This is a genomic window from Aliamphritea spongicola (assembly GCF_017051665.1).
Taxonomy (GTDB): Bacteria; Pseudomonadota; Gammaproteobacteria; order Pseudomonadales; family Balneatricaceae; genus Amphritea; species Amphritea spongicola.
On record NZ_JAFIDL010000006.1, the window covers coordinates 121,378 to 134,079 of the forward strand.

The 12,702-nt window shown below is 51.9% G+C and carries 11 protein-coding genes; 10 read left to right on the plus strand and 1 reads right to left on the minus strand.

The window, feature by feature from the left end:
- The first annotated feature begins 25 nt into the window (after positions 1-25).
- The 10 genes from mltB (at position 26) to JYB63_RS16980 (ending at position 11,540) form a co-directional block, all read left to right on the plus strand.
- Positions 26-1,024: a lytic murein transglycosylase B gene (gene mltB, locus JYB63_RS16935; protein ID WP_336510899.1), complete on the plus strand. Its 999-nt coding sequence runs from the start codon at positions 26-28 to the stop codon at positions 1,022-1,024.
- 29 nt (positions 1,025-1,053) lie between these two features.
- Entirely contained in the window at positions 1,054-1,902 is an 849-nt protein-coding gene (locus JYB63_RS16940) for a septal ring lytic transglycosylase RlpA family protein (protein WP_205659090.1), read from the plus strand.
- A 53-nt stretch (positions 1,903-1,955) separates the two neighbouring features.
- Positions 1,956-3,113: a D-alanyl-D-alanine carboxypeptidase family protein gene (locus JYB63_RS16945; protein ID WP_205659091.1), complete on the plus strand. Its 1,158-nt coding sequence runs from the start codon at positions 1,956-1,958 to the stop codon at positions 3,111-3,113.
- Between the two features lie 34 nt (positions 3,114-3,147).
- Positions 3,148-4,056, plus strand: a complete 909-nt coding sequence (locus tag JYB63_RS16950; RefSeq protein ID WP_336510900.1) for an aminotransferase class IV — start codon at positions 3,148-3,150, stop codon at positions 4,054-4,056.
- A 31-nt stretch (positions 4,057-4,087) separates the two neighbouring features.
- Positions 4,088-4,360 carry a YbeD family protein gene (locus JYB63_RS16955; protein ID WP_205659092.1) on the plus strand — a complete coding sequence of 91 codons (273 nt, stop codon included), beginning with the start codon at positions 4,088-4,090 and terminating at the stop codon, positions 4,358-4,360.
- A 3-nt stretch (positions 4,361-4,363) separates the two neighbouring features.
- Positions 4,364-5,050 carry a lipoyl(octanoyl) transferase LipB gene (lipB, locus tag JYB63_RS16960; protein WP_205659093.1) on the plus strand — a complete coding sequence of 229 codons (687 nt, stop codon included), beginning with the start codon at positions 4,364-4,366 and terminating at the stop codon, positions 5,048-5,050.
- A 15-nt stretch (positions 5,051-5,065) separates the two neighbouring features.
- Positions 5,066-6,040 (plus strand): lipoyl synthase, encoded by a 975-nt coding sequence (gene lipA, locus JYB63_RS16965; protein ID WP_205659094.1) that lies wholly within the window; start codon positions 5,066-5,068, stop codon positions 6,038-6,040.
- Positions 6,041-6,621: 581 nt separating this feature from the next.
- Positions 6,622-7,305 (plus strand): TetR/AcrR family transcriptional regulator, encoded by a 684-nt coding sequence (locus JYB63_RS16970; protein ID WP_205659095.1) that lies wholly within the window; start codon positions 6,622-6,624, stop codon positions 7,303-7,305.
- Positions 7,302-8,399 carry an efflux RND transporter periplasmic adaptor subunit gene (locus JYB63_RS16975; RefSeq protein ID WP_205659096.1) on the plus strand — a complete coding sequence of 366 codons (1,098 nt, stop codon included), beginning with the start codon at positions 7,302-7,304 and terminating at the stop codon, positions 8,397-8,399. Before JYB63_RS16970 ends, JYB63_RS16975 begins: the two co-directional genes overlap by 4 nt.
- Positions 8,400-8,402: 3 nt before the next feature.
- Entirely contained in the window at positions 8,403-11,540 is a 3,138-nt protein-coding gene (locus JYB63_RS16980) for an efflux RND transporter permease subunit (RefSeq protein WP_205659097.1), read from the plus strand.
- A gap of 147 nt (positions 11,541-11,687) precedes the next feature.
- Here the strand turns inward: JYB63_RS16980 and JYB63_RS16985 are convergent, their stop codons facing one another.
- Positions 11,688-12,617, minus strand: a complete 930-nt coding sequence (locus JYB63_RS16985) for a LysR family transcriptional regulator (protein ID WP_205659098.1) — start codon at positions 12,615-12,617, stop codon at positions 11,688-11,690.
- Positions 12,618-12,702: the final 85 nt, after the last annotated feature.

Here is a 12,702-nt window from a genome sequence, read left to right on the forward strand (position 1 = left end):
GGCTGACAGTTAAAAGGGTATTAGGGTGAAACGGAATATATTACGCGCCTGTTTAGGCTTAGGGTTTAGCTGCTTATTGGCAGTGCCGGGTATTGCAGCAGCTAAAACTGCGGACAGTTATACACAGCGGCCGGAAGCTCAGGCGCTGATCAGTGAACTGGTTGCTCAGGGATTTTCCAAAGCTGAGCTGGAACAGGTGCTGGATCAGGCCAAGCAGCAGAAAAGCATTCTTAAAGCGATGTCCCGTCCGGCTGAAAAGCGCCTGACCTGGGGTGAATACCGCAAACTCTTTCTGACCAAAAAACGTATCAGCCAGGGCCTTAAATTCTGGAAAGAAAACCGTCAGACGCTGATTCGGGCAGAACAGGAATTTGGTGTGCCGGCGGAAATCATTGTTGCGATTATCGGCATTGAAACCAGTTACGGCCGGATTACCGGTAATTACCGTGTCGTTGACGCACTGGCGACTCTGGGTTTTGATTATCCCCGTCGGGCGGCTTTTTTCCGGGAACAGCTTAAAGAGTATTTCCTGCTGACCCGTGCAGAAGGTGTTGATCCCTTATCCCTGAAAGGCTCTTACGCCGGTGCCATGGGGCTGGGGCAGTTTATTCCCAGCAGCTTTAACAGCTATGCTATCGATTTTGATGGCGACAACAAAAAGGACATCTGGAATAATCCCACAGATGCAATCGGCAGTGTGGCCAATTATTTTGCAGAGCACGGCTGGAAAAACGGCGGTACTGTTCGGATTGAAGCCATTGCCCCGGCGACAGCCGACCAGGAATGGTTTAACGACGGTTTAAAGCCAAAGCTGAATATGGGACAGTGGCGTGCCAGAGATTTCAGCAGTGCAGTGGAACTTGATGATGCTGAAATGGTCAGTCTAATGCGGCTTGAAAAGGACGGTAAGTTTCAGGACTGGTTCGGCCTGCACAATTTTTATGTAATAACCCGGTACAACCACAGCCGTCTGTATGCGTCGGCGGTGTATGAGTTAAGTGCTGCGCTGAAGGCTAAGCAATAAGTTTAATTGCAACGGAAGAAGGCAAATACATGTTCAGAGCATTATTTGGTGGCGTTTTGCTGGTGCTGCTTGCAGGCTGTTCTTTCCTGCCTGGCGGCGGTGGCAGCGGAAGTGATGGCGGTGGCCGTTACTCGATCAAACATGACCGTCCACCGGATGAAACTGACATCGATGTGTCGAAAATTCCGAATGCTGTTCCCCGGGTAGAACCGAAAAGCCGTGGCGGCAATAAGAGCCGCTATGAAGTGTTTGGTAAAACCTATTATGTGCTGCCTTCTTCGGCAGGATATAAAGAGCGGGGCATTGCCTCCTGGTACGGTAAAAAATTCCATGGTCATAAAACCTCAAATGGTGAGGTGTATGACATGTTTGCCATGACGGCTGCACATAAATCGTTACCGCTGCCAACCTACGTTCAGGTCACGAATCTGAAAAATAACCGTAAGATTATTGTACGGGTGAATGACCGGGGGCCATTCCACGAAGGCCGGATCATTGATCTTTCCTTTGTGGCAGCGAAAAAACTCGATATGCTGGGTGGCGGTGTTACCCGGGTTGAGGTAGAAGCCATTGATCCGCGTACCTGGCAGAGCTCCCGCGCAGTTGTGGCGGCAGGTCAGCAGGCACAATCCCAGCAGTTAGGTAAAAAACGCTATCTGCAGGTTGGGGCTTTCAGTCTGCTGAGCAGTGCTGAGCAGGCCACCCGGGAACTGAACGGGTTATTTGGGAATATGCCGGTACGTATTGTGCCGCTGGCCAAAGGTGATCTGACCCTGTACCGGGTTCAGCTGGGGCCGGTGGATTCCGGTGCGAATCTGGCTGAAATTGTTTCCAAGGTAGAAGCTGCCGGTTATGCCCAGCCGCATCTGGTGGATTGAGTAGCAACATATGCTGCATGATATGCAGTAATTAAAAGACAACGACAAAGATAATGATGATTTCCAGACTGTTTAAACCGTTTCTATTGCTGTTTATCGCCATTGTGGCTGCTCCGTTGCAGGCCGCAACACTGGTGCCGGCACCTCCGCAGATTGCCGCCCGGGCGTATATTGTTATGGATGCTGATACCGGGAAGGTGATACTGGCGTCCCGTGAAGATGAGCGCTTCCCGCCTGCCAGCCTGACTAAGATGATGACCAGCTACATCGTCGAAGACGAGCTGACCAAGGGCAATATCGGCAAAGCCGATCTGGTACCTGTTTCCGTAAAAGCTTGGCGTTCGCAGGGCTCTCGGATGTTTATCCAGGAAGGTACTCAGGTGCTGCTCAGTGACCTGCTTAAAGGCATTATCATTCAGTCCGGTAACGATGCCAGTGTCGCGGTCGCTGAATACATTGCCGGCAGTGAAGCAGCGTTTGCTGATCTGATGAATCAGCATGCTGACTTACTGGGAATGAGTAACAGTCAGTTTATGAACGCCACAGGCCTGCCGGCAGACGATCATTATTCCTCTGCCCGTGATATGGCCATTCTGGCCCGTGCGATCATTAAAGATTTCCCTGAGCATTACGGTATCTACTCCGAAAAGTATTTTACCTACAACAAAATCCGTCAGCCGAACCGTAATAAACTGCTGTGGCGGGATAACAGTGTTGACGGTTTAAAGACCGGTCACACAGAAGCGGCAGGTTACTGTCTGGTGGCGTCTGCCAAGCGTGACGGTATGCGTCTGATATCCGTAGTGATGGGCACCACCAGTGAAGAAGCCCGGGCACAGGAAAGCCAGAAGTTGCTGGCTTATGCATTCCGTTATTTCCGTACCCATCAGCTGTACAAAGAAGGTGAGCGGTTACAAACCACACAGGTATGGGGCGGAAAGGTTGATCAGGTAGATTTAGGTCCGGCGGCTGATCTTGCTGTGACAGTTGCCCGTGGTAAGAGTGATCAGCTTCAGGCGACTCTGGATCTGGACAATGTCATTGAAGCGCCACTGAGTAAAGGTGATGTATTCGGTAAGGTTCAGGTGAAACTGGGCGATGAGCTGGTCGCAGAAGTACCGGTTGTCGCGCTGCAGGACGTTGAAGAAGCCGGTTTACTGAAACGTATCTGGGATAAGATTGCGCTGTTCTTCTACAGCCTGATCAATTAATCCCTGACAAATATCAGTCAGATGTAAAACGCCCGTGCTGATTTCAGCACGGGCGTTTATGTTTGTGGCGAAGGGCATTAAAATAGCCGCCATGGATATAGTGCATCTGAACGGGCAGTTACTGCCTGCGGACCAGGCCCACATCTCGGTGTTCGACCGCGGATTTCTGTTTGGCGACAGTATTTATGAGGTCATCCCTTTCTATCAGAGTAAGGGCTTCCGGCTGGAAGAACATATACAGCGGCTGGAACACAGCCTGCGGGCCATTCAGATCCATACCGACGTAGACTGGAACAGATTGTTAGATGAGCTGGTTGCTGCCAACGGCGGCGGTAACCTGTCAGTGTATCTGCAGGTTAGCCGTGGCGCTTCGGAAGGGCGCAGTCATCAGTATGACGGGGACCTGACACCGACAATATTTGCCTGCTGTAAACCCATTAAAGATATATACGCCGACGGGCCTGATTCTGTGCAGGGTATCGCTGCCATTGTTACCGCAGACCTGCGCTGGCACCGCTGTGATATCAAGGCAACCGGTCTGCTGCCAAATATACTGGTATTGCAACAGGCCCGGCAGGCAGGTGCAGCAGAAGCTATTCTGATACGGGATGGTGTGCTGACGGAAGGTGCCTCCAGTAATCTTTTTATGGTGGAAAACGGTGTGCTTTATACACCGAAATCCAGTTCAGAGATTCTTGGCGGAGTAACCCGCGAACTGATTCTTCAGCTTGCCGATGAACAGGGTATTCCCTGTCAGCAGGTTGATATTGAATATTCCCGCCTGCTGGCCGCCGATGAGGTATGGATCAGCAGTTCAACCCGGGCCATCGTGCCGGTTCTGAGTGTGGATGGCCACACCATTGGCGATGGCAGTAAGGGGCGCATCTGGCAACAGATGTTTGAGCGTTTTATTCAGCTACAGCATCAGATGATGCACGGCTGAAAGTAACAGATTTATAACGAGAGACCTGACAATGAGTGAACAAGAAGCTCCCAAGATAGAATTTCCCTGTGCCGATTACCCAGTGAAGGTGCTGGGCCGCAGTGCGCCGGATTATAAAGAATTTGTACTGGATGTGGTGCGTAAATACGATCCGGCACTGGACGTTTCTAAGGTGGTTGAGCAGCCAAGCAAAAACGGCAAGTTTACTGCTATCCGCATTAAGATGACGGCTGCCAGCGCTGAATCTCTGGCAGAGATGCACAAAGAATTTATGGCCAGTGGCCGTGTTCAGATGGTGATGTAAGGCATGGCTGAAACAACTGTTGCAGAGGCTGAGCAGCAGGAAGCTTCGCCACAGGCACTGGTCATTCGGGAGCTTGGTCAGCAGGAATATATGACCACCTGGCAAGCCATGCAGGACTTTACCGCTGGCAGAACAGCAGCAACGGTAGATGAAATCTGGTTGCTGGAACATAGCCCTGTGTATACCCAGGGGCATGCGGGTAAAGCAGAGCACGTGCTGAACCCGGGGGATATCCCGGTGATTCCGGTTGACCGGGGTGGCCAGGTAACCTACCACGGTCCGGGGCAGCTGGTGGTTTACATGCTGCTGAATATTCGCCGTAAAAAATTCGGTGTCCGTGAACTGGTAGCCCGAATGGAAGAGAGTGTAATTGAGCTCCTGGCACAACGGGGTATTGAAGCTTATGCCCGTAAAGATGCCCCCGGTGTGTATGTGGGGGATGCCAAAATCGCCGCACTGGGGTTAAGAGTGCGCCGGGGCTGCTCGTTTCACGGGCTGGCATTCAATATTGATATGGACCTTGCCCCCTTTGACCGGATTAACCCCTGTGGCTATGCCGGCATGGCGGTAACCAGTCTGGCCCGCTTGCAGCCGGTTGAAGATCCGGCCAGCGTACACCGGGAATTTCTTGATATTTTACTGGCCAAGCTGGACTACCAGCAGCTTAGCCATGCAACAACGATAAACTGAAGTGGATAATTTAGCATGACCGAACAGAGCAGCAAGCCGCAGCGCGCGGAAGCCGGGGTAAAGTTACGGGGTGCTGAGAAAGTTGCCCGTATTCCGGTGAAGATAATTCCTACCGAACGGGACAAGATGCTGCGTAAGCCTGAATGGCTGCGTATTAAACTGGGTTCAACGCCTAAAGTGCAGGGCATTAAAGATAAGCTGCGCAAACATAAACTGGCTTCGGTATGCGAAGAAGCCAGCTGTCCGAACCTGGGTGAATGTTTCAGCCACGGTACGGCAACCTTTATGATTATGGGGGACATCTGTACCCGCCGTTGTCCGTTCTGCGATGTGGCACATGGCCGTCCGAAAGCTTTACCGGAAAACGAGCCTCAGGAACTGGCAGAAGCCATTGCCGATATGGGTCTGCGTTATGTGGTGATCACATCTGTAGACCGTGATGACCTGCGTGATGGCGGCGCTGAGCACTTTGTGAAGTGCATTGAGGAAACCCGCAAAAGCAGCCCGAATATTCAGGTCGAAACTCTGGTACCGGATTTCCGTGGCCGCATGGACGTTGCACTGGATATACTGCAACAGTCGCCGCCGGATGTATTCAACCATAACCTGGAAACCGTGCCGCGGCTTTATCGTCAGGTACGTCCAGGTGCCGATTACGCCTGGTCATTAAAGTTGTTGCAGCGCTTTAAAGCAGCCCGTCCGGAAGTGCGTACCAAGTCCGGTCTGATGGTGGGGCTAGGTGAGACAAAAGAAGAAATTCTTGAAGTACTCAAAGATCTGCGCGCCCATGATGTGGATATGCTTACCATCGGTCAGTATCTGCAGCCAAGCCGTAACCACCTGCCGGTTGACCGCTATGTGACGCCGGAAGAGTTTGACGATTATGCTGCTGAAGCTAAGGCACTGGGCTTCAGCCATGTGGCCAGCGGCCCGCTGGTCCGTTCGTCTTATCATGCGGATCTTCAGGCAAAAGGTGAGAACGTTTCCTGATCCTATCTGTTCTTTGCAGTGAATCAATGCCGGCTAATTTTAGCCGGCATTTTTGTTTCAGGAGGACGTATAGCCCGATATCCATCTCAGCATGTGTGCAACGGTTTTTTTCAGTTATACACAGAATCATTAGACAACCCTGTTAATAACCTTGTGGTAACTCTGCTGCGGCCTATTATTGCGCTTATCCGCTGGGATGCTTAAATTTCAGCCATATTTATGATCCTGGATTTTTTTCTTTTCTCCCGATTATTCAGGCAGTTATCGTCTTTTAAATAAAGTTGAATTCCCGGTTGCATTACCTGAGCTTATTAACCGGTTTACCTGCAGTCATGATGCGGAATCTGGAAGGTTGAATCTGCTGTTTTGGTTATGCACAGTGTCAGCTGGCAACTTGCTAAGCGTTTCAGCTATCGCCTCTTGTTTTTGTTAACCGTGCTTTAACCGCGCTTATATAAAAATCACTCCTTACATCTGAGTACTGAAATTCAGGCATTAATTGCTGTATGAAAAATAATCAGTAGTGCGTTTGTTGTATTTTGTGACCGGCGGTCATAAAATGACGGCCGGTTTTATAAAGTATGTCTGAATCTATGAATGAACGTAAAGCGAGAGAGTTCAGCCGCCGGGAACGGGACATTCTCGACAGCACTCTGGAGTTACTGGCGGGTGAGCACTGGGAGACCCTCAGTGTCGATAAAATTGCCCGTCATACCGGTATCGGTAAAGGCACGGTGTATAAGCATTTCAGCTGTAAAGATGACATTTACGCTTGCTTGCTGTTTGAAGACTGTCAGCAGATGCACGAAGCGTTTCTGTCGCTGGCTCAGGACAGGTCACTCAGCGGCCTGGAACAAATGCGCAGCATGTTGCTGTACGCCTTTGAATTTCACCGGGATAACGTCGCCCATCAGCATATGCATGTGCACTGTAAGCAGCAGTCTTTCCGGGAGCGTATCAGCCCTGAGTATCTGGAAAAGCTGGACGGGATCGACGGGCAATTAACTGAAGCCTTTGGCCTGGCTGTACGCAACGGCATTGAAGAAGGTGATGTGAACCCGGCGATGTCGCAGGAAATGCTGGTCGCCGGTATGAGCGCCACCTTTGAAGGGGCGATGATCACCTTGCAGGAAGGTGGCAGCTGTAAACATCAGATGTTAGAAACCTACGAACAGAAAACCGAATACATTAATCAGGTGGTGGACTACATGCTCGCCGCAATTACCGGCCGTCTTACCCGGCGTGTGGAACAGGGAAAACCATGAATAAATCAGTATTGCTGGCAATTGCCGTTGTTATCGGACTGGGTGTCTGGATGGCGTCCGGGATGCAGGAAGAGGCACCTGAACAGGTTGTCACTGAGCCGGCAGCGGAAGAAAAGCCGCTGATGAAGGTAAAGGTACAGGATTCGGATGCTGCCAGAGTTCAGCAGGTGGTAAAGGTGCAGGGGCAGGTTGAGGCAAACCGTACGCTGGAAGTGAAGGTTGAAATCGATGGCCGGGTGTCAGGGTTACCGGTGGATGAAGGTCAGCGGCTGGCTGCTGGGGATAATCTGATTGAGATTTCTGCAGACTACCGTTCGGCGCAACTGGCTGAAGCGAAAGCCTTACTGAAGCAGCGTCGCAGTGATCTGGCAGCCAGTATTAAACTTAAAAAGCGTGGTCTGCAGTCCCAGAATCGGGTAATTGCCGATCAGGCTGCGGTGCAGGCCGCGCAGGCACAGTTGGCACGTATTGAACACGAAATTAAGGAAACCCGGGTGGCTGCGCCCTTTGACGGCGTGCTGAATACACGGGTAGTTGAGTTAGGTGATTTTCTGCAGGCCGGTGATGTGATCGGTGAACTGGTGGATGACGGTACCGTCAAGATTACCGGGCAGGTGCCGCAGCACAGTGTGGGCCGTCTGCAGGAAAACCAGAACGTTGAGGTTGAACTGAATAACGGCCTGCAACTGACCGGCAAGCTGAGCTATATCTCACCGGTGGCGGATGATGTGACCCGCAGTTACCGGGTTGAGGTACAAATTCCTAACCCTGATCATCTGCGGATCATCGGTTTGTCTGCCACTCTGCTGTTACCTGCCGGTGAACAGATGGGGCACCTGTTGCCCGGATCGGTGCTGGGGCTGGATGAAGCCGGTAACCTGCGGGTGAAGCTGGTGGATGCTGATAACCGGGTCAGTAATGCCCGGGTTGAAATCATCCGTACCGACCAGCAGGGTTTCTGGCTCAGCGGTCTGGATCAGAATGTACGCGTCATTATGGTTGGTCAGGACTTTGTGGCCAGCGGTGAAGAGATCGATCCGGTGACGGATGTTGATCTGGCAGCGTCTGCCAGTGACAACACACAGGGAGGCTAAGGGATGATAGCAGCACTTGTTGCCGCGGCGATCGACCGCAGCCGCACCAGTATCCTGATTTTACTGTTTTTCCTGGTAGGCGGTTTTGCTGCCTTTCAGAGCATTCCTAAAGAAGCGGACCCGGATGTCGCCATTCCGATCATGTACGTGTCGATCGCGTTTGACGGTATATCACCGGACGATGCCGTGCGCCTGATGGTCCGGCCAATGGAGAAGGAACTCAAATCCATTGAAGGGGTAAAGGAAATGCGCTCGGTCGGCTCCGAAGGGCATGCATCCGTCACCCTGGAGTTTGATGCCGGTTTTGACAGTGATAAAGCGCTTCAGGACGTCCGTGAAAAGGTGGATATTGCCAAGAGCAAGCTGCCGGAAGACGCTGAGGAACCACAGATTCATGAGGTCAATGTGGCGCTGTTCCCGGTGCTTAATATTGCCCTTGCCGGACCATTATCTGAAAGGGTTAAGCTGAAGGTTGCGAAAGATCTCAAGGACGAAATTGAAGGCGTTGCCGGTGTGCTTGAGGTGGATATCGGCGGTGAACGTGAAGAGCTGATGGAAATCATTATCGAGCCGCAATTGCTGGAAAGCTATGAACTGGATTTCCAGACCGTGCTGGACAGCGTGGCCCGGAATAACCAGCTGGTGGCCGCCGGTGCGGTGGATACCGGCAGTGGCCGGCAGGTGCTGAAGGTACCGGGAGTCGTATCTGAGCTGGAGGATATGCTCAATATGCCGGTGAAGTCGTCAGCGGGAACCGTGGTGACTGTGGGCGACATTGCGACCATCCGTAAAACCTATAAAGACCCGCAGGGCTTTGCCCGGGTCGGTGGTGGCGACGCCATGGTGCTGGAGGTGAAGAAAAAGGTTGGCGCCAACATTATCGATACCATTCAGGAAGTTCAGACCATCGTTGCGGAGCACAGTACCCTCTGGCCCCAAGGGCTCGAGTACTCCTATATTCTGGATCAGTCTACCCAGATTAAGTCGATGCTGCGGGATCTGATGAACAACGTACTCAGTGGCATTATTCTGGTTATGGTCGTGGTGCTGGCTGCCATGGGCTTACGTACTTCTTTGCTGGTGGGGCTGGCTATACCGGGTTCTTTCCTGGCCAGTATGATGGTGCTGAACCTGATGGGCTTCACCCTGAATATTGTTGTGTTGTTCAGTCTGATTCTGGTGGTTGGCATGTTGGTGGACGGTGCGATTGTTGTCACCGAGCTGGCTGAGCGCCGTATGAGTCAGGGCCTCAGTGCCCGTGAATCATTCCGTTATGCGGCGTCCAGAATGGCCTGGCCGGTGATTGCCGGTACCGCCACAACACTGGTGGTATTTATGCCGTTGATGTTCTGGCCCGGTGTCATCGGTGAGTTCATGAAGTACCTGCCTGCCACGGTGGTGGTCTGTCTGACAGCTTCGCTGTTTATGGCACTGATCTTCCTGCCGGTGCTGGGGGCTGTCAGTGCCCGGCGTAAGCAAAATACCGCGCAGGCAAGTGATGAATATGAGTTACCGGAAACGGCCGTCAACAAAGCCTATGTAAAGATCATGTCCCGGATACTGCGTTATCCATTGGTCACTCTGTTTGTGGCGCTGATCGCCATCAGCAGCAGCTACGTTGCCTACGGTGTATTTGGAAAGGGCGTTGAATTCTTCCCGGATGTTGAGCCGGAAATGGTGCTGCTGAATATCCATGCCCGGGGCGATCTTTCTGTATATGAGAAGGACGCAATTCTCCGGGATGTGGAACAGCGGGTGATGCCCGTGGAAGGTTATAAATCCGTGTATGCCCGCAGCTACAATGCGCCGCCGACGGATGTTGCTGAAGATGTGATTGGCATTATTCAGTTTCAGCTGGATGACTGGGATAAACGGGCCACAGCCAATGAAATTCTGGCGGAAATGAAAGCCCGCACGGCGGATGTGCCCGGAATTATTCTGGAGACCCGTAAAGGCGAAAATGGGCCGAGTTCGGGTAAGCCAATTAAGTTACTTGTCAGCGGGTATGACAATGAAGTTCTGTACCGGACGGTGGCGGATATCCGTGAAATGATGAACGGAATCGGCGGCTTTAAGGACGCGGAAGATGACCGTCCGTTGCCGGGAATCGACTGGGAAATTGATGTCGACCGTGAAGAAGCCGGCCGTTACGGTGCCAGCATTGCACTGGTGGGGCAGGCGGTACAGCTGATTACCAACGGGGTGAAAGTGACCGATTACCGGCCGGAAACCTCTGATGATGAAGTGGATATCATGATTCGCTTCCCGGCGGATAAGCGTAATCTGGACCAGCTCATGCAGTTACAGCTGAGCACCAGTGTGGGCATGGTTCCTATGTCTAACTTTGTAACCCTGAAGCCGTCTCCTAAAACCGGTTCCCTGAAACGGGTGGACAGCCGCCGTACAATTACCATTCAGGCAGATGTGCAGGAAGGCGTATTGGCCAATGATCAGGTGCTGGCCATGCAGGCGGCGCTGGCGAAGTATGATTTTGATCCGCAGATCAAGCTGACCTTCAAAGGTGAAGACGAGCAGCAGAAAGAAACCGGAGATTTTCTGGTCAGTGCCTTCGGTACGGCATTATTCCTGATGGCTCTGATTCTGGTGACTCAGTTTAACAGCCTGTATCAGGCCGGACTGGTGTTGTCGGCAATTGTGTTTTCCACGGCCGGTGTGTTAATCGGCCTGATGGTGACCGGCCAGCCGTTCGGCATCGTTATGGTCGGGGTCGGGATTATCGCCCTGGCAGGCATTGTAGTGAATAATAACATTGTCCTGATCGACTGTTATAACGATCTGCGCCGCAACGGTTATTCCCCTTTTGATGCGGCACTGCATACCGGCAGTCTGCGTCTGCGTCCGGTGGTACTGACTGCCGTTACGACGGTACTGGGTCTGATGCCAATGGTACTGGCGATGAACATAGATCTGATCAACCGGGATATCAGCTTTGGTGCGCCTTCCACCCAGTGGTGGACACAGCTGTCCAGTGCCATTGCCGGCGGGTTATCGTTTGCTACGGTTCTGACGCTATTCCTGACGCCGTGCCTGCTGGTACTGGGAGACAGAAAACTGTTCCGCCGTAAGGCAAAGGCACCTGTTGCAGAAGTACCGGATTCTGCGGATTCACAGGCAGTCTGAGTCAGTTTAAGGTTATACACAGAAACATAGCGATAACTCTGTGTATAACCTTTTAGTAACTCCTTATAGCGGCCATTCTGTGACTGTTTAAGACTTAAGGTTAATTTTCAAACAGCTTTTTAAGAAACGGCTTTAACCGTTTGTTTATCAGACATTTTTACCATTATTTTCAGTTGCCTGACGGCGCAGCCAGTCCCTGAGTGTTGCTCCATTCTGGTGGCTGCTGTGTTCGCCCGTTGCCGGTGCTGAAAGGTAGTAGCTGCAGTTGGATTTAACCGTCTCAAACGGTGTGATCAGCTGGCCGTTCTGTAATTCGTCGCTGACCAGTGTGCTGCGCGCCATAGCGATTCCAAGTCCTGCACAGGCTGCGGCAATGGCCATATCTGAACGATTGAAGAAGTGCCCGCTATTCCCCGGTACAGATTCCCGGCCGGTTTGTGCTAACCAGTAGCGCCATTCACTGTCCCGTTCTGCATTTCGCCAGGGTGTATCGTCATGCAGCAGGGTAACCTTATTCCAGAAGTTTTTGTCACTGACATCCCGTCCCTGCAGATAGGCAGGGCTGGCGACCGGAAATATAAATTCATCCATCAGCTTTTCAGTGTTTTGCCCGCAATGGTCACTGTTCAGGCGGTAGTCGATGAGTAAGTCGAAGCCGGTTTGCCTGTCCGGATTTGTGAGGGAGGTTTCCGCAAAGGCCGACACTTTAATGCGTGGGTATTCCAGACTGAAATCCCTGAGTTTGGGGATCAGCCATTTAAAGACCAGTGACGGTGTGGAATATAAGCGCAGTTCAGAATGATCAGACCGTTGCAGCTCATGGATAACGTCATTGATACGTCCCACCGCCTGATCCGTGACCTGCTGTAACTTTGTGCCGTCTTGCGTTAACCGGATGCCGTCCGGCTGGCGGATAAACAGTTGAAACCCCAGTTGTGTTTCCAGTTTACGGATTTGCTGGCTGACGGCGCCGGTGGTGATGTGCAGTTCCCGGGCAGCTGCTGTAAAGCTCAGGTGGCGGGCACAGGCAGAAAAATACACCAGGGTGGTAAATATTCGGGGATGCAAGTCTGCCATGTGTATAGCCTATAGTTTTTCTAAAGAGGTGTTTAAAAGGTATCGTTTGTTTATAGCGTTCTTTCTGTTCAGGATACAGCTTATT

Excerpts from the sequence above, each read along its gene's own strand:
- JYB63_RS16940 (WP_205659090.1), top strand. The coding sequence starts at position 1,054 with ATGTTCAGAGCATTATTTGGTGGCGTTTTGCTGGTGCTGCTTGCAGGC.
- JYB63_RS16945 (WP_205659091.1), top strand. The coding sequence starts at position 1,956 with ATGATGATTTCCAGACTGTTTAAACCGTTTCTATTGCTGTTTATCGCC.
- JYB63_RS16955 (WP_205659092.1), top strand. The coding sequence starts at position 4,088 with ATGAGTGAACAAGAAGCTCCCAAGATAGAATTTCCCTGTGCCGATTAC.
- lipB (WP_205659093.1), top strand. The coding sequence starts at position 4,364 with ATGGCTGAAACAACTGTTGCAGAGGCTGAGCAGCAGGAAGCTTCGCCA.
- lipA (WP_205659094.1), top strand. The coding sequence starts at position 5,066 with ATGACCGAACAGAGCAGCAAGCCGCAGCGCGCGGAAGCCGGGGTAAAG.
- JYB63_RS16970 (WP_205659095.1), top strand. The coding sequence starts at position 6,622 with ATGTCTGAATCTATGAATGAACGTAAAGCGAGAGAGTTCAGCCGCCGG.
- JYB63_RS16975 (WP_205659096.1), top strand. The coding sequence starts at position 7,302 with ATGAATAAATCAGTATTGCTGGCAATTGCCGTTGTTATCGGACTGGGT.
- JYB63_RS16980 (WP_205659097.1), top strand. The coding sequence starts at position 8,403 with ATGATAGCAGCACTTGTTGCCGCGGCGATCGACCGCAGCCGCACCAGT.
- JYB63_RS16985 (WP_205659098.1), bottom strand. The coding sequence starts at position 12,617 with ATGGCAGACTTGCATCCCCGAATATTTACCACCCTGGTGTATTTTTCT.